Annotated in this window: 21 protein-coding genes; 3 read left to right on the plus strand and 18 right to left on the minus strand. The window is 73.1% G+C overall.

Annotated features, from left to right (window positions below; translation table 11 throughout):
• A partial coding sequence (locus tag RB146_11430; GenBank protein MDQ7829580.1) for a class I SAM-dependent methyltransferase occupies positions 1-509 on the plus strand: 509 nt, incomplete at its 5' end.
• Positions 487-1,713 (plus strand): MFS transporter, encoded by a 1,227-nt coding sequence (locus RB146_11435; GenBank protein ID MDQ7829581.1) that lies wholly within the window; start codon positions 487-489, stop codon positions 1,711-1,713. The genes RB146_11430 and RB146_11435, both read left to right, overlap by 23 nt.
• Positions 1,714-1,727: 14 nt before the next feature.
• Here RB146_11435 and RB146_11440 read toward each other — a convergent pair whose 3' ends face one another.
• The 14 genes from RB146_11440 to RB146_11505 all read right to left on the minus strand — a co-directional run bounded on the left by RB146_11440 (position 1,728) and on the right by RB146_11505 (position 14,664).
• Positions 1,728-2,447 (minus strand): ABC transporter ATP-binding protein, encoded by a 720-nt coding sequence (locus RB146_11440; GenBank protein MDQ7829582.1) that lies wholly within the window; start codon positions 2,445-2,447, stop codon positions 1,728-1,730.
• A gap of 79 nt (positions 2,448-2,526) precedes the next feature.
• Positions 2,527-4,257: a branched-chain amino acid ABC transporter ATP-binding protein/permease gene (locus tag RB146_11445; protein MDQ7829583.1), complete on the minus strand. Its 1,731-nt coding sequence runs from the start codon at positions 4,255-4,257 to the stop codon at positions 2,527-2,529.
• Positions 4,254-5,111 carry a branched-chain amino acid ABC transporter permease gene (locus RB146_11450; GenBank protein ID MDQ7829584.1) on the minus strand — a complete coding sequence of 286 codons (858 nt, stop codon included), beginning with the start codon at positions 5,109-5,111 and terminating at the stop codon, positions 4,254-4,256. The genes RB146_11445 and RB146_11450 overlap by 4 nt, the downstream gene beginning before the upstream one ends.
• Positions 5,112-5,187: 76 nt before the next feature.
• Positions 5,188-6,477 carry an ABC transporter substrate-binding protein gene (locus tag RB146_11455; protein MDQ7829585.1) on the minus strand — a complete coding sequence of 430 codons (1,290 nt, stop codon included), beginning with the start codon at positions 6,475-6,477 and terminating at the stop codon, positions 5,188-5,190.
• A gap of 73 nt (positions 6,478-6,550) precedes the next feature.
• Positions 6,551-7,390, minus strand: coding sequence for a putative hydro-lyase (locus RB146_11460; GenBank protein ID MDQ7829586.1), 840 nt, complete (start codon positions 7,388-7,390; stop codon positions 6,551-6,553).
• Between the two features lie 56 nt (positions 7,391-7,446).
• Positions 7,447-8,664: a glucose-1-phosphate adenylyltransferase gene (glgC, locus tag RB146_11465; GenBank protein MDQ7829587.1), complete on the minus strand. Its 1,218-nt coding sequence runs from the start codon at positions 8,662-8,664 to the stop codon at positions 7,447-7,449.
• A gap of 81 nt (positions 8,665-8,745) precedes the next feature.
• Positions 8,746-9,204 carry a ferritin-like domain-containing protein gene (locus RB146_11470; protein MDQ7829588.1) on the minus strand — a complete coding sequence of 153 codons (459 nt, stop codon included), beginning with the start codon at positions 9,202-9,204 and terminating at the stop codon, positions 8,746-8,748.
• Positions 9,205-9,339: 135 nt separating this feature from the next.
• A complete protein-coding gene (locus tag RB146_11475; GenBank protein ID MDQ7829589.1) occupies positions 9,340-9,843 on the minus strand; it encodes a cytochrome c-type biogenesis protein CcmH in 504 nt (167 codons plus the stop codon).
• The gene (locus RB146_11480; protein MDQ7829590.1) at positions 9,840-11,819 is read right to left on the minus strand and encodes a heme lyase CcmF/NrfE family subunit; all 1,980 of its coding nucleotides are present in this window, start codon (positions 11,817-11,819) and stop codon (positions 9,840-9,842) included. The genes RB146_11475 and RB146_11480 overlap by 4 nt, the downstream gene beginning before the upstream one ends.
• The gene (locus RB146_11485; protein MDQ7829591.1) at positions 11,816-12,277 is read right to left on the minus strand and encodes a cytochrome c maturation protein CcmE; all 462 of its coding nucleotides are present in this window, start codon (positions 12,275-12,277) and stop codon (positions 11,816-11,818) included. The genes RB146_11480 and RB146_11485 overlap by 4 nt, the downstream gene beginning before the upstream one ends.
• Before the next feature lie 19 nt (positions 12,278-12,296).
• Positions 12,297-12,443: a hypothetical protein gene (locus tag RB146_11490; GenBank protein MDQ7829592.1), complete on the minus strand. Its 147-nt coding sequence runs from the start codon at positions 12,441-12,443 to the stop codon at positions 12,297-12,299.
• Between the two features lie 8 nt (positions 12,444-12,451).
• Positions 12,452-13,117: a heme ABC transporter permease CcmC gene (gene ccmC, locus RB146_11495; GenBank protein MDQ7829593.1), complete on the minus strand. Its 666-nt coding sequence runs from the start codon at positions 13,115-13,117 to the stop codon at positions 12,452-12,454.
• A gap of 3 nt (positions 13,118-13,120) precedes the next feature.
• Positions 13,121-13,780 carry a heme exporter protein CcmB gene (locus RB146_11500; protein ID MDQ7829594.1) on the minus strand — a complete coding sequence of 220 codons (660 nt, stop codon included), beginning with the start codon at positions 13,778-13,780 and terminating at the stop codon, positions 13,121-13,123.
• 155 nt (positions 13,781-13,935) lie between these two features.
• Positions 13,936-14,664 carry an ABC transporter ATP-binding protein gene (locus tag RB146_11505; protein ID MDQ7829595.1) on the minus strand — a complete coding sequence of 243 codons (729 nt, stop codon included), beginning with the start codon at positions 14,662-14,664 and terminating at the stop codon, positions 13,936-13,938.
• A 69-nt stretch (positions 14,665-14,733) separates the two neighbouring features.
• Between RB146_11505 and RB146_11510 the strand changes: the two genes are divergently transcribed.
• Positions 14,734-16,416 carry an HD-GYP domain-containing protein gene (locus RB146_11510; GenBank protein ID MDQ7829596.1) on the plus strand — a complete coding sequence of 561 codons (1,683 nt, stop codon included), beginning with the start codon at positions 14,734-14,736 and terminating at the stop codon, positions 16,414-16,416.
• 41 nt (positions 16,417-16,457) lie between these two features.
• Here the strand turns inward: RB146_11510 and RB146_11515 are convergent, their stop codons facing one another.
• The 4 genes from RB146_11515 to RB146_11530 form a co-directional block, all read right to left on the minus strand.
• A complete protein-coding gene (locus RB146_11515) occupies positions 16,458-17,174 on the minus strand; it encodes a mechanosensitive ion channel (GenBank protein ID MDQ7829597.1) in 717 nt (238 codons plus the stop codon).
• A gap of 53 nt (positions 17,175-17,227) precedes the next feature.
• A complete protein-coding gene (locus RB146_11520) occupies positions 17,228-17,695 on the minus strand; it encodes a hypothetical protein (GenBank protein MDQ7829598.1) in 468 nt (155 codons plus the stop codon).
• Between the two features lie 126 nt (positions 17,696-17,821).
• Positions 17,822-18,376: a Uma2 family endonuclease gene (locus tag RB146_11525; protein ID MDQ7829599.1), complete on the minus strand. Its 555-nt coding sequence runs from the start codon at positions 18,374-18,376 to the stop codon at positions 17,822-17,824.
• A 65-nt stretch (positions 18,377-18,441) separates the two neighbouring features.
• Positions 18,442-19,965, minus strand: coding sequence for a fused MFS/spermidine synthase (locus RB146_11530; GenBank protein ID MDQ7829600.1), 1,524 nt, complete (start codon positions 19,963-19,965; stop codon positions 18,442-18,444).
• Positions 19,966-20,086: the final 121 nt, after the last annotated feature.

Raw genomic sequence — 20,086 nt, forward strand, 5'->3', positions numbered from 1 at the left:
CTGTAGAGTTCATTGTCGAAGACGCCCGGAGTTTCCACTTCCCGGAAGTCTATCAGGCTGTCGTGTGCGTCTATGACAGTCTCAATCACATCATGAACATGGAAGAATTGTCCCTGGTCTTCCGAAACGTACAATCGTGCTTGCTACCAGGAGGCTTGTTTCTCTTTGACCTGAACATGGCAGAAGGGTATAAGACGCGCTGGCGGGGCTCCTTTGGGATTGTGGAAGACGACCACGTTTGCGTTGTCCGGGCAAGTTTTGATGAGGGCAAAGAGGTGGGCCAAACAGCCGTCACCATGTTTCGATTAGCTGGTGCTCTATGGCACCGCTCTGATGTGACCCTTTGGCAACGGTGCTATTCCGAGTCGGAAGTCCGGTCCGGCCTTGAAGTAGCAGGCTTTACGGATATTCAGACCCTCGATGCGCAGAAAGATTTGGGATGGGCAAGGGACGCCGGGAGAGTTTTCTTGCTCAGCCGGAAGGCAGATGGAGAGGGTGGCGACGGCTGACGACGGCCGGGCGGCGGCGTTGCGGTTCGTCGTGCTCCTCGGCGTGGTGAGCCTGCTGGCCGACGCCACCTACGAGGGGGCGCGCAGCGTCGTCGGCCCCTACCTGGGCACGCTGGGCGCCACCGCCACCGTGGTGGGAGTCGTGGCGGGACTCGGCGAGCTGCTCGGCTACGCCCTGCGCCTCCTCTCCGGCCGCCTTGCCGACCGGACGCGCCGCTACTGGGCGATCACCATCGTCGGCTACACCGTGAACTTGGCGGCGGTCCCGCTGCTGGCCCTGGCCCGGGGTTGGGGGGCGGCGGCGGCGCTGGTGGTGGCGGAGCGCATCGGCAAGGCGATCCGGACGCCTGCACGCGACGCCATGCTGTCTCACGCCACCCAGCAGGTCGGGCGCGGGTGGGGGTTTGGCCTGCACGAGGCGCTGGACCAGGCGGGCGCCGTCCTGGGCCCGCTCCTCGTGGCCGGCGCCCTGGCCGCCGGATCGGCCTACCGGGGCGCCTTCGCCCTCCTGGCCGCGCCGGCTGCCCTGGCGCTGGGCGTGCTGGTGGCGGCGCGCAGGCTCTACCCGCGGCCGCGCGACCTGGAGGTCGCTGACGCCGCACCCGCGGCGGCGGGCCTGGGCCCGCGCTTCCGCCGCTACGTCGTGGCGGTGGCGCTGGTGGGCGCCGGGTATGCGGACTTCGCCCTGATCGCCTACCACCTCCAGCGGCACGCGCTGGTGCCCGCCCCCTGGGTCCCGCTCCTCTACGCGGCGGCCATGGGGACCGACGCCGCCGCGGCCCTGGCCCTCGGGCGGTGGTACGACCGTGCCGGGACGGCGGTCCTCGTCCCCACCACGGCAGTGGCCGCGGCCTTCGCCCCCCTCGCCTTTCTGGGCGGGCCTGCCTCCGTGCTCGCGGGGGTGCTGCTGTGGGGGCTGGGGATGGGGGCGCAGGAGTCGGTCGTGCGGGCGGCGGTGGCGGAGATGGCGCCGCCCGAGCGCCGCGCCGGGGCCTACGGCGTCCTCAACGCCGTCTACGGGATCGCCTGGTTTGGCGGGAGCGCGCTGATGGGGGGCCTCTACGACCGCTCCGTCGTCGCCCTGGTGGCTTTCTCGGTGGCGGCGCAACTGGCGGCGCTGCCGCTGTTCGTGGCCGTGAGCCGCAAGCCGCGTGGATCGGGCGGCTCCAGCGGGCGTCGCCACGGTGGGAGCGTGACCGCCTGAGTCCCCCGGGCGCCTCACCCGCCCAGGTAGGCCCGGCGCACTTCCGGGTGCGCCAGCATCTCCTCCCCGCGCCCCTCGAAGCGCACGCGCCCCTGCTCCAGGACGTAGGCCCGCCCGGCGTGGCGCAGCGCCGTGCGCACATTCTGCTCCACCAGCAGGATGGCCACGCCCTGGCCGTTCACCCGGTGGACGACCTCGTAGACCTGGTCGATGACGCGCGGGCTGAGCCCCAGCGTAGGCTCGTCGAGGAGCAGGACGCGGGGCCGCAGCAGGAGCACCCGGGCCATCTCCAGCATGCGCCGCTCGCCGCCGCTCAGCACCCGCGCCGGGAGCCGACGGCGCGCCCGCAGGACCGGGAAGAGGTCGAGCAGGCGCTCCATGTCGGCCCGCACCTGCCGATCGGTGCGGATGTAGGCGCCGAGCAGCAGGTTGTCCTCCACCGAGAGGTTGGGCAGCACGCTGTAACCCTGCGGCACGTAGGCCACCCCGGCGCGCAGCACCTGCGGCGGGCGCAGCCCGCCGATCTCCCGGCCGAGGAGCGTGATGCGGCCCCGCCGCGGCCGCAGGAAGCCGAAGATCCCCCTGAGCAGCGTGGACTTGCCGGCTCCGTTGGGGCCGATCACGGCAACGAGTTCCCCCGCGCCCACGGTGAGGCTCACCCCGTGGAGGACCTCCTGCTGCCCGTACCCCAGGTGCAGCTCCTCGACGCGCAGCACGGCGCCGTCGGCGGCCATGGCCGCGGTGCCGGGCGCAGCTGCGGGCGGGGTGGGGGAGGGAGACGCGGCTGCGGGCGGGGTAGGGGAGGGAGCGGGGTCAGTGGCCATAGTAGGCGTCGAGCACCTGCGGGTCCTGGCGGACGGCCTCGGGCGTCCCTTCCGCCAGGACGCGCCCGCCGGCCAGGAAGTAGACGCGGTGGGCCAGGGCGTTGACCACCTCCATGTTGTGTTCGATGACCACGAAGGTCCGCCCCTCGGCGTTGAGCGCGCGGATCTGGGCCACCAGCTCCTGGATGAGCGCGGGGTGCACGCCGGCGGTGGGCTCGTCGAGCAGGATCACCGGGGCCTCGGTCATGAGCGCCATGGCCAGGGCCAGCACCTTCTGCTGCCCGTAGGAGAGCTCCCCGGCCGGCACATCCCGGGAGGCGGCCAGGCCCACGCGGCGCAGCAGCCCCTCGGCCCGCGCGCCCACCGCTCGGGGCGTGGGCCGCAACGCCTGCCAGACCGACTCGCCCCGGTGGGGCTGGGCCACCAGCAGGTTCTCCAGGGCCGTCAGCTCGGGAAAGACGCGCACGAGCTGGAAGGTGCGCACCACGCCGGCGTGGACGAGCGCGTGGGGAGTTCGCGCGGTGAGATCGGCGCCGTCCACGACCACCCGGCCGCCGTCCGGGCGCTGGAACCCCGTGATGCAGTCGAAGAGGGTGGACTTGCCCGCCCCGTTGGGGCCGATGAGCCCCAGGATCTCTCCCTGCCGGACCACCAGGTCCACCGACTCGAGGGCGGCCACCCCGCCGAAGCGCTTCGAGAGCCCCTCGACGCGCAGCGCGACGCGGTCCGCGGGCGTGCCGGCCGCGGCGAGCGGGGTGGGCGCCGACCCCTCCACCACGGGCACCGGCCGGCGCAGGCGGGCGCGGCGGCCCAGCCCGAGCAGGCCGCGCGGCTCGTAGATGGCCAGCAGCATGATGAGCGCGCCGAAGAGGATGAAGTCGTAGCCCTGGCCCAGGTGGCCCAGGGCCGTACGCGTGTACTCGGAGAGCAGGACGATGAAGGCCGCCCCCAGGGCCGGACCGAAGACCGTGCCCCGGCCGCCGATGAGAGCCATGACCACCACCAGCAGGGAGATGCGCGAGGCCATCACCGTGTAGGGGTCGATGTAGAGGACGTACTGGGCGTAGAGCGTCCCGGCCAGCGCCGCCAGCGCGGCGCTGGTTCCCATGGCCCAGAGCTTGTAGCGCAGCGTGGGCAGGCCCAGCGCCTCCGCCGCGTCGGCATCCTGGTTGGTGGCCTTGAGGTAGAGCCCCATGCGGGTGCGATCCACCCACCAGGTGAGGGTCAGCGCGGCGGCAAAGAGCGCCAGCCCGGCCAGGTAGTAGGGGATCTTGCCGTCCCACATCAGGTAGGCCAGCCGGCCGCGGTAGTGGAGGGGGAGGTAGAGGCCGATGGCCGCCTCCACGTACGGCCAGTTCAGGAAGGTGATGCGGGCGATCTCGGCCAGGGCCAGCGTGGCCAGGGCGAAGAAGTGGCGGCGCAAGCGGAAGGTGGCCGCGCCGATCGCCAGCGACAGCCCTACGGCCACGGCCGCGCCCACGGGGCCGCCCACCCACGGCCACACTCCATGCCGGCTGAGCAGGACCGAGCTGGTGTAGGCGCCCACGCCGAAGAAGACGGCGTGGCCGAAGGAGAGCTGCCCGGCGTACCCGCCGATGAGGTTCCACCCCAGTGCCGCCGTCCCCAGCAGGAAGACGTGGATGGCCGCGTTCAGGAAGAAGCTGTCCCGCACCGCCAGCGGCACCAGCAGGAGCACGGCGACCAGCAGCAGCAGGCTCATTCGCCGACGAGCCCCTGCGGGCGGACCAGGAGCATCAGGACGAAGACAGCGAAGGCGAAGAGCAGCTTGAAGGTGGGCGCGATGAGCGCCCCGAGCACGTTCTCCACCAGCCCGATGCCGATCCCCCCCACCAGCGCCCCGGCCACCGTGCCGAAGCCGCCCAGCACCACGCTGGCGAAGGCGATGAGCAGGAAGGCGTCCCCCACGGTGGGGGAGACCTGGTAGAAGGGCATGAGGGAGATGCCGGCGAGGGCGACCGCGGCGATCCCCACGCCCCAGGCCAGCGCGAACATCTGCTCCACGTCGATGCCCAGCGTCTGCGCCACGACCCGGTCCTGGGCTGTGGCCTGCAGGGCCTTGCCGGTCTTCGTCCGGTTGAGGAAGAGCCACAGCAGCGCGAAGGCGCCCAGCGCCACCACGGCGGCGGCCAGCTGCGGGACCCCCACGTACCAGGGGCCCAGGGTGAGGCTGCCCTCCAGGCGCGACTGCCAGATGCCCCGCACGTTGGGGCCGAAGGCGGCGAAGGCGCTGTAGCGCAGGAAGAAGAGCAGCCCGAAGGTGGCGAAGATCTGGGAGACCATGGGGGCGGCCAGCACGCGGCGGACGAGCACCCGGTAGGTCAGCCAGCCCAGCAGGAAGAACAGCGGCAGGACCACCGGGGCGGCGACAAGCGGGTCCACCCGTCCCAGCGCCCACAGCCAGTAGGTGGCGTACATGGCCAGCATCAGGTACTCGGCGTGGGCCAAATTGACGACCTCCATCACGCCCCAGATGAGGGAGAGGCCGAGCGCCACCAGGGCGTAGACCAGCCCCAGCAGGAGGCCATTGAGGGTGGCCTGGACCAGGAGGTCCATCAGGAGGCCGGGCGGGGGTCGCCCCGCTGCCGCCAGCGGGAGGCGCCTGCGGGCGGGGGCGATCCCGGAAGGCGCCTCAGCCGCGGCGCTCCCAGGGCGGCGCCGGCCAGACGATGTCCGCCTCGGCCAGCGAGAAGGGCCAGACCACCTTGTACTGCCGGTCCAGGATCTGGGCCATGAGCCCGGCGGCGTGCCGGTTCTGGCCGCGGAAGTCGAACTCGATCCCCTCCCAGGGCATGATGAGCTGGCGGCCCGGCAGGCTCAGCCCGGCCAGGGCCTGGCGGATGGCGTCGGGGCGGGTGGAGCCGGCCTCGTTGATTGCCGCGGCCAGGGCCAGCAGCCCGGTGAAGGAGCGGGCGTTGGTCTCGTCCATGTCGGTGCCGAAGCGCTGCCGGTAGAGCTCGTTCACCCGCGTCACCAGCGGCTTGCGCCGGCCCATCCCCAGCGCCCAGGAGACCCGCGTGAGGACGTAGTTCCCGTCGTCTCCCACCGTCTGCAGGTAGTCGGGCACCACCCACCCGGCGTCGTGCACGATCAGCCCCTGCGGGAACCAGCGCATCTGCTTGAGCGTGCGCGTGATCAGCACGGCGTCCACCAGGTAGTTCTGCCCGAAGATCACGTCGCACCCGGAGCGGCGGATGCGCAGCAGCTCCGCCTCCACGCTGGCCGGCGGCGAGGTGTACAGCTCGGTGGCCACCACCTCGTAGCCGTAGCGCTGGGCGAAGACGCGCTCCACGCCCACGGCCGTGGCGCCGAACTCGGTGTCCTCGGAGAGGATGGCGATCTTGCTGATCCGGTGCCCGCGCTTCTTCAGGTCCTCCATCATGTCGAAGAAGAGCTTCGTGAAGGTGACGTCGTGGGGCCCGGTGCGGAAGAACCACTTGAAGTTGCGCTCGGTGAGCTTCGGCGAGGAGGACTCGGGGTTGAGGAAGGGGATGCCCTTCGCCTCCGCCGCCAGGCTGGCCGTGGCGGTGACGGCGCTCTGGTAGGCGCCCACCACCGCCACTACCCGCTCCCGCTCGATGAGCCGCTCCGTCTCCGCCCGTCCCGTGGCCGGGTCCCCCTTGCTGTCGGCCCAGAGGAGGCGCAGCTTGGCGCCGCGCAGCCGGGGCAGGCCGGCCGGGCGGGCCAGCACCAGCGGGTCGAGCTCGGGGTGGGGCGTGTTCACGATCTCCGCGGCCAGGTCGACCGCGTTCTTGATGGACGCCCCGATGCGGGCCAGGGCGCCGGTGAGGGGGTAGACCACCCCGATGGGAATCGTGGGCTCCTGGGCCGAGGCCAGGGCGGCGAGACGCTCCGCGCCGCTGAGGGCCAGGAGCCCCGCGCCGCCGTACCGCAAGAACCGCCGCCGGCTGATCCGCTTCATGCTCCTCCCTCCTTGTCGCTGCACCCTCCGGTGCCCGGCCCCCGTCGCGGGTCGGTCCCGCGCCGCGGGCGGGTCACCAGAGGGCCAGGTCCTCGTCACGCAGGTCGGTGACGAACATCTGGCCCGGGGCGTGGGTGATCATCACCTCCGGCCGCGCCTGCCGTGCGGCCGCCTGGGGCGTCACCCCACAGGCCCAGAAGAGTGGCACCTCCCCCGGGTGCACCGTGACCGCCTCGCCGTAGTCGGGCCGGGCGAGGTCGGCGACGCCGATGGCCGCCGGATCCCCCACGTGCACCGGGGCGCCGTGCGCCAGCGGGTAGCGCGCCGTCACCTGCACGGCCCGGGCCACCTGGTCGGCGGGGAGCGGGCGCATGCTCACCACCAGCGGCCCGGCAAAGGCCCCGGCCGGGCGGCAGGGCAGCGCGGTGCGGTACATGGGCACGGTGCGCCCCTCCTCCAGGTGGCGCACCGGGAGCCCGGCCCGCTGCATCGCCGCCTCGAAGGTGAAGCTGCACCCCAGCAGGAAGGCGACGAAGTCGGGCCGCCACAGCTCCAGGATGTCGGTCGCTTCCCCGGCGGGGAGGCCGTCCCGAAAGATCCGGTAGCGGGGGAGGTCGGTGCGCAGGTCGGCGCCGGGGGCCGTCAGGCGCGGCTCCGGGTCGCCCGGTTCGGTCACCTCCAGTACGGGGCACGGCTTGGGGTTGCGCTGGCAGAAGAGCAGGAAGTCGTAGGCCGCCGCGCGGGGCAGGATCACCAGGTTGGCCTGGGCATAGCCGGGGGCCAGGCCCGCCGTGGTGCGCGGCGCCCATCCCTGCCGCAGGCGTGCGCGCACCTGTCCTGGCGTGAGCCTCTCCGCCCCTGCTGGGGCGGGCCCGGCCTCGCCTCGGAAGACCGTCGCCGTCCGGGGGTCCATGGGAAGCGCTCTTAGACGCCTCGGGTGCCGCACCCTCTCGGCGGGCGTGAGACGGCCTAGCGGCGCGTGCGGCCGCGGGGGAGGACGACCAGGCCGGAGGGGTCGACGAAGAAGCGCCGCGCGTCCTCGTCGGCGCGGTAGCCGATCACCGCTCCCTCGGGGATGACGTTGTAGCGGTCCACGATGACGCGGCGCAGCCGGGCACCGGGGGCGACCACCGAGTGGTCCATCACCAGCGACTCCTCCACCCGCGCGCCGCGCTCCACGCGCACGCCGCGGCCCAGGATGCTGCGGCGCACCTCCGCCCCGTCGATGCGGGTCCCCTCCCCGACCAGCACGTCCTCCACCTCGCCGGCGATGACCTGCGCCGGCGGGCCGCCGTAGGGGGCCGTGAAGATGGGCCAGCGCGGGTTGGCCAGGTCGAGACGCGGCTGGGGGCCCAGCAGGTCCATGTGGGCCTGCCAGTAGGCCGCCAGCGTCCCCACGTCGCGCCAGTAGGTCGGCTCCTCGTAGGGCTGCAGGCCCGGGAGGACGTTGGCGGTGAAGCGGTAGGCGAAGACCCGGTGGGTGGGGACCAGGGCGGGGAGGATGTTGCGGCCGAAGTCGTGGTCGGTGCCGCGCTGCGCGTCTTCCACCAGCGCGTCCATGAGCACCTGGCGGTCGAAGAGGTAGTTGCCCATGGAGGCCAGGGCCCGCGTGGGGTCGTCGGGGAGGGGGAAGGGCTCGGCGGGCTTCTCCGCCCACTCCACGATCCGCCCGTCGGCCTCCACCCCCATGATCCCGAAGCCGGACGCCTCCTCGATGGGCACCGGCAGGGCCGCCACGGTCACGTCGGCCCGCCGCTCCAGGTGGACGGCCAGCATCTGGGAGATGTCCATGCGGTAGACGTGGTCGGCGCCGAAGACTGCCACGACGTCGGGGTCGAAGTCGGCGAGCAGGTTGCGGTTCTGGTAGACGGCGTCCGCCGTGCCCTGGTACCAGGTCTCGGTCCAGCGCATCTGGGGTGGGACGACGATGACGAAGTGGTCGGGCACGATCCCGCCGCCGCGCCAGGCCGTGCGCAGGTGGTCGATCAGCGACTGGGCCTTGTACTGCACCAGGACGTAGATGGCATAGATGGCGGAGTTGACCAGGTTGCTCAGGACGAAGTCGATGATGCGGTACTTGCCCCCGAAGGGGACGGCGGGCTTGCTGCGCTGCTCCGTGAGGGGGTAGAGGCGCTCCCCCTTGCCACCGGCCAGGACGAAGGCCAGGACGCGGGGGTGCCGCACCACCGCGTGCGGTCCCCCGCGTCCTGCTTCGGCCTCCACCGCCCGCCGAGATCCTCGGACGGGGTCGGCGGCGTCGTCCACCGCTCAGCGCCCCCTGCCGGTCGGGCTCCCTCCCTGCCCTTCTTCGAACTCCCGGAGGAACCCTTCGAACAGGCGCAGGTGGCCCTGCTCCCCCCGCAGGATCTGGAGGACCATGTCCTGGGTGACCAGGTCGAAGTCGTCGCAGAAGCGGACGATGTCGCTGTAGTGGGCGATGGCCCCGTGCTCGGCCTCGATGACGCCGCGGATCACCGCGACGATGTCGGTCTGGCGTTCGGGCGGCTGGAGGTAGGTCTGCTCCGGCCGAAAGGCCATCGACCCCGGGACCACCCCGTAGAGCTCCTTGATCCGCTCTCCGAACTGCCGGGCGTGGCCCAGCTCCTCCTGCACGTCCTCCTGGAGCGCCTCCGCCACCTCCCGGGCCCGCACCCCGTCGGGGTTGATCGAGGCGGCCAGGTAGTTCATCACCGTCTCGAGCTCCATCCAGTAGGCCTGCGTGAGCATGGCGATGAGCCGCTCCCGCCGCTCGCGGTTCTCCTCCAGGTAGACCGGCGCGGTCCGCCGCACCGTCGTGGGTTCCATCTCCCTCACCTCCCTTTCGCCCGTCCGGCGCAGGTGCCGGACGGGCCGCTCAGCCGCTCAGCCGTCCGACACTCCCTGCCCATAGTTATCCACCTCCCCTGCCCGCACCGCACCCCGCAGGTAGCGGGCCAGGAGGAGGAGTCCGCCGGCCAGCAGGACCCCCGGCGCCAGCCACAGCACCCACCCCCAGCCGCGCCGCGGCGGCTCCAGCAGGATCCACTCGCCGTAGCGGGAGACGAAGTAGGCGACGATGGCCTCGGGGGCCTCCCCCTGTGCCAGGCGCGCCCGGATCAGCTCCCGCATCTGGGCGGCGAGGGCCGACGGCGAGTCGGCCACGCTTTCGTTCTGGCAGACCGGACAGCGCAGCCGGCTGGCCACCGTCCGGACCTGCTCGTCCAGGGAGGGGCCCGCAGCCGCCGGGAGCGGGATTCCAGCCAGGGCGATCGCCAGCAGGAGCGCCACGGCGATGACGAGGCGACGCCCCGGGCGGAGGACAGACCGCGCGCCGGCCGACAGGGGGCGCACCCCGGCGGAACCCGGGTCGGTCGCGTGCACGCTCACCGTCTCCCCGGCAGGAGGTTGAGGACGCCGGCCAGCCCCATCAGCAGCCCCCCCGCCCAGATCCACGGGACCAGGGGGTTTGTGATGACCTTGACCACCGCCGTCCCATCCCGCGCCACACCGCCCAGCACCAGGTAGAGGTCGCCGCGCCACGTCGACCGGACGGCGGGGGTGGGGAGCGGCGTGCGCTGCTGCGGGTAGAGGTGCTCGGCGGGGTGGAGGACGGCCACGGGAGCGGTCAGGCCGCCACCGCTGGCCGCCCGCGGTGCCGCCTCGGCTCCCGACCGCGCTGGGAAGACCAACACCGTGGCGGTGAGGGCCAGCCGGTCGGGGTCGCGCCGCAGCGTCACGCCCTCGTAGCGCAGCAGCGCCCCGGGGACCGCGAAGAGCTCGCCCGGCCGGACGGTGTGGTCGCTCTCCTGCCGGAAGGCGGTGGACCCGGCCACCCCGGCCAGCGCCAGCACCAGCCCGAGGTGCGCCAGGTACCCGGTGTAGCGGCGCCGGTTCGCGGCGAAGAGGCGCAGCAGCGCCAGCGGGTAGGGCGTCCCGGCGGACTGCAGGGCACGCGCCCCCTGGTGGAACTCGAGGAGGTGGGCCCACGCCGCAAAGGCCAGGACCCCGAAGGCCACCGAGGTGAAGGGCCCGGCGGCGTATGCGCGCGCCACGGCGCCGGCGCCCAGGCCCGCCACGGCGGGAGCGAGGAAGCGACGGGGGGCTCCCCTGGGGACGGCCCCCCAGGGGAGCACCGCGCCGGCCGCCATCAGGACGAGCAGCCCCAGGACGAGCGGGGCGGCGACGCGGTTGAAGTAGGGTGCTCCCACACTGACACGCAGCCCCACCACCGCCTCCACCACGAGCGGGAAGAGGGTCCCCAGGAAGACGGTGGCGACGAGGACGAGCAGGAGGACGTTGTTCAGCAGGAAGAGGGTCTCGCGGCTCAGGGAGGCCGGGAGCGCCCCTTCGTCCCGCACCTGGTCCCGCCGCAGGAGCAGCACCGCCAGGGAGAAGGCCAGCACGGCGGCGATGAAGAGCAGGAAGAGCGGGCCGATGAGCGAGACGGTGAAGGCGTGCACCGAGGCCAGGATGCCGCTGCGGGTGAGGAAGGTGCCAAAGAGGGTGAGGAGGAAGGCCAGGATCACGAGCGCGCAGTTCCACAGACGCAGCAGCCGGCGCCGTTCCTGGACGATGGCCGAGTGGAGGAAGGCGGTGACGGCCAGCCAGGGCAGGAGGGCGGCGTTCTCGACGGGGTCCCACGCCCAGTAGCCGCCCCACCCCAGGACCTCGTACGACCACCACGCCCCCAGCACGATCCCCGTGGTGAGAAAGACCCACGCCGCCATCGTCCACCGGCGTGTCACGGCGGCCCATTCGTCCCGCAGGGTCCGCGAGAGGAGCGCGGCCATGGCGAAGGCGTAGGGCACGGCCAGACCGACGTACCCCAGGTAGAGGAAGGGCGGGTGGACGGCCATCAGCGGGTGGTTGCGCAGCAGCGGGTTCAACCCGCGGCCGTCGAGCGGCACCGGAACGGCCGGGGCGAAGGGGTCGGCGGGTCCGAGCATGAGCAGGAGGAAGAAGGCGCCGATCCCCAGCAGGATGGCCAGCGCCAGGGGCACGGTGGCGGGGTAGCGGCCACGGTAGCGCCAGGCCACGAGCGCCGTGAAGCCGGCGTGGAGCCAGGCCCACAGGAGGATGGAGCCTTCCAACGCCCCCCACAGCGCAATGGCACGGAAGAGGAGGGGCGTCCCGCTCGAGACGTTGTCGGCCACGTAGGCGACGGAGAAGTCGGCGCGGAGGAGGGCCGCCTCCAGGGCCGCCACCGCGGCGGTGACGAGGGCGAAGACGGCCACCGCCGCGCGCTCCCCCAGCGTCACCAGCGCAGGGGGTCCGGCGGCCTGCCCGCGCAGGAGGGCGACCGCCCCGCCGACGGCGCCGAGCGCGGCGAGGAGGAGGGCCAGCGTGCCGAGGGCGGCGGTCACGGCGTGGGTGAGGGCGCAGGCGAGGAAGGGGGAGGGGAGGGTCGCGGGGTGGAGAGGCCGGCGGGGGAGGAGGCCGTGGGAGGCTGATACTCCTCGTTGTGGCGCACGATCACGGCACGGGCCCGGAAGAGGCCGGCCCCATCCAGGGAGCCCTCGACGACGGCGCCCTGCCCTTCGGTGAAGAGCGCGGGGGGCGCTCCGCGGTACTCCACCGACACGGCCGCCCGTCCGTCCGTGAGGACGAAGCGCAGGACGCTCCCCTGCGCGTCCCACTGCCGCGAGCCCGGCCGCACCTGCCCACCCACCCGCACGGGCCGGCCAACGATCTGGGAGCCTTGGGCGGCCAGCTCGCTCGGGGTGATGTAGTACACGATGGCGCCGCGGATCCCGCCCACCACCAGGTAGACCAGCCCGGTGACCACGACGGCGGCGGCCAGGAGGAGGCGTCCCCGCCTCACGGTCCGGACCTCCGGGCCCTCACCGCGGCTGCACCCCGGTCGCCTCCACGGCCGCCGCGGTGCGGCGTTCCTGGCGCCGTTGCAGCGCGGCCAGCCGGCGTCGCACCCGCAGGGAGTACCAGAGGAGGGCCGCAGCCACCACCCCGTAGCCCAGCAGGAGGGCCATCGCGGGGCTCATCGCGCCTGCGGTTCCAGCGCCGCCTCGGCCCGCTCCGCCTCCAGCCGGGCCAGGCGGGCGCGCAGAGTGACCAGGTAGAGGAAGAGGAGGGCGAAGGCCAGCAGGTTCACGAGCAGGGCCGCCAGCATCTCGGGGGCCATGCTCACCTCCCGCCGAGTGATCGAGGCGGTCTGGTGGAGCGTGCGGAACCACAGCACGGAGAAGTGGATGATCGGGACGTCCAGGGCGCCGACGAGGGCCACCACCGCGGCCAGGCGCGCGCCGCGCTCCCGGTCGGCGGCCAGCCCCCGGACCAGCAGGCAGCCCACGTAGATCAGGAAGAGGATGGCGGTGCTCACCAGCCGCGCATCCCAGGTCCACCACACCCCCCACACCGGCCGCCCCCAGATCATCCCTGTGGCCAGGGCCAGCCCGGTGAAGAGCACGACGAGCTCGGCCGCGCTGTGGGCCACATAGTCGTAGGCGGGCCGCCGCCGCCACAGGTAGAGGAGGCTGGCCACGGCCGCCACGCCCACCGCCAGGTACGCCACCCAGGCCGCCGGGACGTGGACGTACATCAGGCGGACGTAGTGGCCCTGGAAGGCGTCGGGGGGAGAGGCCCACAGCGCCAAGTAGAGGCCGGCGGCCAGCGCAGCCAGGGCGGCCGGGCCGACCAGCCGCACCGGTCAGACCTCCTCGACGACGAGCTCGAACAGGATCGGGGCCACCAACAGGAACAGGATATCAAAGACCAGCAGCACCGCCGGCCACGGTCCCGCCTGACCCGCGCCGAGGATCGCCTCGGTCAGGCGGATGCCGGCGAGGAGCACCGGCAGCGCGAGCGGCAGGAGGAGGAGCGGGACGAGTAGCTCCCGCCCGCGCACGTGCAGGGCCATGGCGGCGAAGAGCGTGCCGACGGCGGCCAGCCCGACGATCCCGAACAGCACGGTGCCGGCGAGGAGCGGCCAGCGCGGTCCTGCCGCCGCGCCGAAGAGCACGGCCACGAGCGGGAGGAGGACGGCCGCCAGCGCCGTGAGCAGTCCGGTGAGCGCGGCGCACTTTCCCCAGAAGAGGTGCTCGCGCGCGCCGGGGTAGAGGAGGAGGGCCTCGAGCGTCCCCTGCTCGGCTTCGGCCACGGTGAGGCGGCTCACGCCCAGCACCGCCCCCAGCACCAGCGCCACCCACAGCACCGCCGGCGCGACCTCCCCCCGCCCGCCGAACGCAAATCCCAGCAGCACCGCCGTCAGGCAGGCGAAGAAGACCATCGCCGCCACCGTCTCGCGGCGGCGCCACTCCAGCAGGAGGTCTTTCCAGGCGACCGCGCCGGCGCGGCGCAGCCCGCTCATACCCCCGCCCGCCGGGAGGGCACCGGCTGCAACACCGCTCGCCCCGGCCGCCCCGGCCTCGGCAGCGCGGTGGGCCTGGAGGTCCGCACGGCCCGTCTCGAGCGCGCTGGGTGTCCGCGGGTCCATGCCCCTGTGGGCGACGCGCGCCTTGAGGCTCACTGCCCGCTCCCGCCTGCGGCCGCGCTCACCGGCGGCGGCGTGGCACCGGCGGCCATCAGGTTGCGCAAGCGCTCGACCGTCATCCCCTGGCGCGGCCCCTGCGCCACCAGCCGGCCGCCCACCAGCACCGCCACGTGGTCGGCCAACCGCAGCCCCCGCTCCCACTCGTGGGTGGCCAGCACGACGGCACCCCCGCGGTCGGTCACCGTGCGGACCAGGTCCTCGACCAGGTGCTGCCCCTCTGCGTCCAGGGCGGTGAAGGGTTCGTCGAGGAGCAGCAAGCGGGGGGCCAGCAGCCGCACGCGCGCCAGCGCCAGGCGCCGCCGCAGGCCCTGGCTCAGCTCCTCCACGCGGCGGTCGGCCACGCGGGCCAGCCCGCCCCAGGCCAGGAGGTCCGGCGGTACCGGCCGGCCGGACATGGCGGCGGCGAAGGTGAGGTACTCCCGGGGGGTCAGGGCCTCGTAGGCCCCGTCGGCAGCGCCTGCGAAGGCCACGAGGGTGCGCACGGCCAGTGCATCCCGCACCACGTCCCGCCCGAAGACCCGCGCCGTCCCGCCAGTGGGGCGCAGGGCGGTGGCCACCAGGCGCAGCAGCGTGGTCTTGCCGGCGCCGTTCGGGCCGACGAGCAGCCAGGCAGTCCCGGGCAGTGCGGTCAGCGTCACACCGGTCAGCGCGGTGTGGGGGCCGAAGCGGCGCCGCAGCTCGACAGTCTCCAGCGCGGGCATCACAGGGCCATCATAGCCGATGCCTCCGGGCGACTAGGGGTCCTGAGGCTCGGGCAGGTACCGGAAGGCATGTCTCGCGGCCTGGTGCGCTCCGGGCTGGCTGTCCACCTCGCCGACACCGTCCGCCTGGCGGTGCTCGTGCTGCCGGTGGCGGTCCTCGTCCTCCTGCTGCGCCACCCTGTGCTCGACCCGACGTTCCGGCGTCCGGCGCTCCACTTCGCCGTCGTCACCCTGGCCGCGGGGGCCGCCGCCCTGGTGGCCGGGCTCGTCCTCCTCGTGGCCGAACGCCTGCGCGACATGCGCGCCTTCCTGCTGGGGCTCGGCTTCTGGGCCATCGCCGGGTTCTTCTTCATCCACGGTCTGCTAACGCCCGGGGTCCTCTTCCAGCAGGCCAGCAACGGGATCGGCTGGGCCCCGCTGATGGGGCTGGCGCTCGGTGCGGTCTTCATCGTGCTCAGCACGGTGCGCCGCCTCGACGAGGGGGGCGCAGTCTTCCGCCACCGCCGCGCCCTGGTCCTCCTGCTGGCCGGCGTGTGGACGGCCTTCCTCCTCCTCTCCGTGGCGGCCCCGCGCTTCCTGGAGGGACACGCCGCCTCGCTCGCCTCGGCCCGGGGTGCTCGGGCGGGGCACGGTGGCGGAGGGGGGAGCGGTGCTGCTGCGCCGCCGCCCGCTGACATGTACGGGGCCGGGTACGCGGTGTCCGACGAGTATGGGACGCCCGCCCACGGCGCGCAGCACGGCGAAGGCGGGGGCGGTGCCGGGACCGATACGGCCTGGCCAGCTCGGACAGCCGCGACGACCGCCGCCGCACCCCCTCCTAGCCCCTGGCTCGCCGCGGGGCTCGTGGCGGGAACCGCCGCCCTGCTCACGGTGGCGGCGCTGCGCTACGCCCGGCAGTACCGCCTCGGTCGCCTGCCGCTGCACGCCACCATCCTGGCCGGCATCGTCCTCCTGCTGGAGAGCCTCCTCTCCTTCGCCTTCGCTTCGGTCTGGCGGGTGAGCTGGTGGGAGTACCACCTGCTGGTACTCCTGGGGGCATCGCTCATCCTCGCCGGTATCGTCGCCGACTACCGGCGCGGCCTCGATGTGACGCGCAGCGTCACGGGGCTCCTGTTGGGCGAGGCGGTGGAGGTGCTGGAGCGCTCCTACAGCGAGGTCCTCACGGGACTCGTGGCGGCCGTGGAGGCGCGCGACCCCTACACCAAGGGTCACTCCGAGAAGGTCGCCCGCCTGGCGGCCCAGGTGGGGGAGCGGCTGGGGCTCGCCCCTGAGCACGTGCGCACCCTGTACCAGGCCGGGTTGCTGCACGACATCGGGAAGATCGCCATCCCCGACGCCATCCTCAACAAGCCCGACCCCCTCACCGCGGAGGAGTACGCCCTGGTCAGGACGCACCCGGTGCGCTCGGAGGAGATGGTGCGGCGGCTGCCCTCCCTGCGCCCCACGCTGGCCGCGGTGCGCTGGCACCACGAGCGCCTGGACGGCTCGGGCTACCCCGACGGGTTGCGCGGCGAGGCGATCCCGCTGGAGGCGCGCATCATGGCGGTGGCCGACGTCTTCGACGCCATGACCTCCGGACGTTCGTACCGGCCCGCCTTTCCTCCAGGCGCGGTGCTGGCCTACCTGCGCTCGGGCGCTGGGCGTCTCTTCGACCCCCGCTGCGTGGACGCCCTCTGTGCCGTGGTCGAGGCGCCCGTCCCCGTCCCGCGTCAGGCCACACCTGCTCCCGGGCACCTCCAGGCCAAGGCGTAGCCTCAGGGAAGGGCGCCGGCAGGAGCGGCGCGGGTGAGGGCTTAGCCTCCTCCCCTCTCCCGCAGCACTTGCCCCAGCCGGTCGTAGAGGCGGCTGCGCACTACGTCGGCGGGCAGGCGCGGCTGCACCCATACCCCGACCTCCAGCGTTACCGTGTCGGGGAGGGCCTGCATGATGAGCACCTGCGGTGGCGGGTCGGCGAGCACCTCGGCGTCGTCCGCCGCGGCGCGCGCCAGGGCCTCGCGCAGCGCGGGGGTGTCCTGCCCCGCTGGCAGGCTCAGCGCGACGCGGATGCGGTAGGCCCGTTCGGCGGTGCGGTTCGTGATCCGCGCCTCGGAGACTTTGCTGTTGGGGATGATGACGAGCTCGCCGTCGGCGGTGCGCAGGTGGGTGGAGCGCAGGCCGATGCGCACCACCCGTCCCTCCACGCCGTCGATGACCACGAGGTCCCCGAGCTCAAAGGGGTGGTCCCACAGGATGATCAGCCCGGAGATCAGGTTGCCGATGGTGTCGCGGGCGGCCAGGCCGACGGCCAGCCCGGCCACGCCCAGGCCCCCCAGCAGCGCCCCGACGTGCAGGCCCAGCTGGGAGGCGGCGGTGATGAGGGCCACCCCCAGCACGACGTACTTGCCGACGGCCAGCAGGAGGTCGCGCAGCGCGGGGTCGACCCGTGAGCGCTCCATCGCCCGGGCGAGCGGCGCGTGCAGCAACCGCCAGGCCACCGCGCCGGCCACAACCACGCCTACGGCCAGCAGCACGCGGGGGAGGACCTCCAGGGCCCAGGCCCGCAGGCCGGGGAGGCCAGGAACGGTCAGGACGGCGGCGAGGGCGGCCGGCCGAGCAGCGTGGTCACGAGCGCCCCGGCGCGGTTGAGGATGCGCCCCAGTCCCTGCGGGGTGTCCGGGTCGAGCCGGCCCTCCTCGGTGAGGTGGCCCTTGATGGCCAGCAGGAGCCGCCCCATGAAGAGGTTGCCGAGGGTGGCGTCCGGCGCCCGGGCGATGGCCTCCAGCTCGGTCAGGAGCTCCTCGACCTCGGGATCGGTACACTCCTCCTCGCTGAGGCTGCGCCGGGCGTGCACGAGCTCGTGGAGCAGCGTGAAGCTCTTCTCCGGCTCGGGCAGGTCCCGGTGAATCCAGATCTCCTCGCGGTCGGGCAGGTGCAGGCCGCTGAGCACCGGGGCGAAGCGCCCCCGCGGACCGGTGCGGCGCGCCAGGCGGGAGAGGTCCTTCTCCAGGACCTCGTACTCCTCGATGGGGAGGGTGGTGCGTCGGCGTGGCATGACTGAACCCCCACTGACCGACTAATTTGTAACGCGTCCCCCCGCTCATGTATTCCCCCGGACGATGCCTTGGAGGACACGACTCCCTGCCGTGCGCAGGAGCCCCGCTGAACCCTGGCCGCACGATCAGGGCAGGACGTCGGCCAGCGGGATCGCCAGGCCGGGGAGGACGTCTTCCCCGTCCAGCGCCTCGTACTCCCGCAGCAGCCGGGCGGACCCATCGGGGCGGTAGACGGTCGCCGTCTTCGCTTCGGGGGCGATGAGCCAGACGAGTCGGGCGCCCCCCTCGAGCCAGTCCCGGACCCGTTGCTGCAGGTCCGCCGGGTTGTCGGAGGGGGAGAGGACCTCGACGACCAGGTCGGGGGCGCCGGCCACGAATCCCTGGGGGAGCCTGCCGTCGGGGAGCCTGGTCGTCGAGATGAACGCGATGTCGGGACCACGCACGCGCTCGGGATCGTAGGGGAGGTGCAGGACGAAGCCCACGTCGCCGGTGATGACCTCGCCCGTGCTCCGTGCCGATGCCGCTTCGTCCAGGCGCCGGGCCAGGCGGGTCACGACCTTGCCGTGAATCCCCCCCGTCGGGGGCATCTCCACCACCTCGCCGTTGACCAGCTCGCGCCTGACGTCGCCCTCGCCGAGGCGCCAGAGATCCGCCGCCGTGGCCTGTGGTTTGACCCTCATGGCCGCTTCCTCACCAGTCGCCCGCCCGCCGAAGACCGGTCCGCCTGCATGTCCCCCTCAGTTTACTATCGCCGCTGCTCCGGCTCCCACCCGTAGACCGGCAGGATGTCCACCGGCGCGTAGTCATCGGTGAGCACGGGGACGTCCGAGGTGGGGATGGGGCGGTCGTAGAGGTTGGCGACGAAGCGGTCGAAGAGCGGGAAGGTGATGAACCGCCGCCGGCGCAGCGTCCGGGCCCCCTCGGTGAGCTGGGCGCGCGTGAGACCCGTTCGGGCGGTGGCGATGAGGATGATGGTGCGTACGGTCTCCCCGTCCCGCTCCGGCAGGTAGTTCACGGGGAAGGGGTACAGGCCGGGGAAGACCTGCCCGTAGGTCTTGTAGATCGCCCGGAAGAGCTTGCTCTCCCGCCCCTCCAGCGCGCCGACGATGTTGGCGGCGATCACTCCGCTGGGGGTCAGCCGCGTGCGGGCCAGCTCGAAGAACTCGCGCGTGACCAGGTGGAAGGGGATGCCGTCGTGGTGGTAGGCGTCCATGACGATCAGGTCGTAGCGCTGGTCCGTGCGCCGCAGGAAGACCCGCCCGTCCGACACGATGATGCGGTGCCGGGCGTCCTCCCGCACGGCGAAGTACTGCTTGGCCACCTCCACCACCACCGGGTCGATCTCCACGCTGTCGATCACGACCTGCGGGTAGTCCCGCCAGAAGCGCTTCGGCACCGAGCCCGCCCCCAGCCCCACGACGAGGACACGGCGGATCTGCGGGTGGAAGAGCCAGGCCAGGTGGACGTAGTCGGTGTAGGCCAGCGGGCTCAGGTACGGGTCGTTCAGGTACATGCCGCCCTGGATGGAGCGGTTGAAGCGCAGGTAGCGCACGGTCCCCTGTTCCATGACGATCAGGTGGTGGTAGGCGGTGTCCCGCTCCAGCAGGATGCGCGGCTCTGCCGGGGCGGCCAGGGCGGGCGGCACCAGGAGGCCCGCCACCAGCAGGGCCGTGAGCGCCGGCCGGGGGACGCGCACGCGGACGGCCAGCAGGGCCGAGAAGAGCACCAGCGCGCCGCCCAGCGTGTAGAGGATGGTGCGCACCCCGAAGGTCGGGATGAGGAAGAAGGCCGTGAGCAGCGTCCCGGCGATCGACCCGGCCGTGGAGATGGCGTAGAGGACCCCGGCCACGTTGCCCACCGTGGCCAGGTCCGTGGCCGCCAGCTTCACGGCGAAAGGGGAGGTCATCCCCAGCAGGACGCCCGGCGGGGCGAAGAGCAGGATGGAGGCCAGCAGCGGGCTGAGGCGCGGGCCCAGGTCGCGGTCGGCAAAGGCCTCCAGCACCGGCGGGGCCAGGACCGGCAGGAGGAGGATGAGGCCGCCGGCGCTGAGCAGAGCCAGCGCCAGCACGCCGGGGGAGGGGCGCCGGTCGGCCAGGACGCCGCCCAGGTAGTACCCGGCGCTCAGCGCCGCCAGGAAGATGCTGATGAGGCTCCCCCACACGTAGACCGAGGAGCCGAAGAACGGCGCCAGCACCCGGCTCCCCACGATCTCCAGGCCCATCAGCACGGCGCCGGCGCCGAAGACCACCACGCGCAGGACCACGCCCATCCCCCTTTTCCTTGCGTCCGCGGCCCGGCCGCGGACGCAAGCCTCGGGACGTTTTCGTCCTTGCCGGCTCGCCTCCTTCGGAGGGTGAGGCCCCTCGGTCAACGGTGCCGTCCGCGCCGCA

Source organism: Armatimonadota bacterium, assembly GCA_031081585.1.
Taxonomy (GTDB): Bacteria; Sysuimicrobiota; Sysuimicrobiia; order Sysuimicrobiales; family Humicultoraceae; genus Geohabitans; species Geohabitans tengchongensis.

Bases quoted from the DNA above. Each gene is read 5' to 3' on its own strand.
- RB146_11525 (MDQ7829599.1), bottom strand. From the start codon at position 18,376: ATGAGGGTCAAACCACAGGCCACGGCGGCGGATCTCTGGCGCCTCGGC.
- RB146_11455 (MDQ7829585.1), bottom strand. From the start codon at position 6,477: ATGAAGCGGATCAGCCGGCGGCGGTTCTTGCGGTACGGCGGCGCGGGG.
- RB146_11530 (MDQ7829600.1), bottom strand. From the start codon at position 19,965: ATGGGCGTGGTCCTGCGCGTGGTGGTCTTCGGCGCCGGCGCCGTGCTG.
- RB146_11510 (MDQ7829596.1), top strand. From the start codon at position 14,734: ATGTCTCGCGGCCTGGTGCGCTCCGGGCTGGCTGTCCACCTCGCCGAC.
- RB146_11435 (MDQ7829581.1), top strand. From the start codon at position 487: ATGGAGAGGGTGGCGACGGCTGACGACGGCCGGGCGGCGGCGTTGCGG.
- RB146_11520 (MDQ7829598.1), bottom strand. From the start codon at position 17,695: ATGCCACGCCGACGCACCACCCTCCCCATCGAGGAGTACGAGGTCCTG.
- RB146_11470 (MDQ7829588.1), bottom strand. From the start codon at position 9,204: ATGCTCACGCAGGCCTACTGGATGGAGCTCGAGACGGTGATGAACTAC.
- RB146_11445 (MDQ7829583.1), bottom strand. From the start codon at position 4,257: ATGAGCCTGCTGCTGCTGGTCGCCGTGCTCCTGCTGGTGCCGCTGGCG.
- RB146_11490 (MDQ7829592.1), bottom strand. From the start codon at position 12,443: ATGGCCCTCCTGCTGGGCTACGGGGTGGTGGCTGCGGCCCTCCTCTGG.
- RB146_11460 (MDQ7829586.1), bottom strand. From the start codon at position 7,390: ATGGACCCCCGGACGGCGACGGTCTTCCGAGGCGAGGCCGGGCCCGCC.
- RB146_11450 (MDQ7829584.1), bottom strand. From the start codon at position 5,111: ATGGACCTCCTGGTCCAGGCCACCCTCAATGGCCTCCTGCTGGGGCTG.
- RB146_11505 (MDQ7829595.1), bottom strand. From the start codon at position 14,664: ATGCCCGCGCTGGAGACTGTCGAGCTGCGGCGCCGCTTCGGCCCCCAC.
- RB146_11500 (MDQ7829594.1), bottom strand. From the start codon at position 13,780: ATGAGCGGGCTGCGCCGCGCCGGCGCGGTCGCCTGGAAAGACCTCCTG.
- RB146_11440 (MDQ7829582.1), bottom strand. From the start codon at position 2,447: ATGGCCGCCGACGGCGCCGTGCTGCGCGTCGAGGAGCTGCACCTGGGG.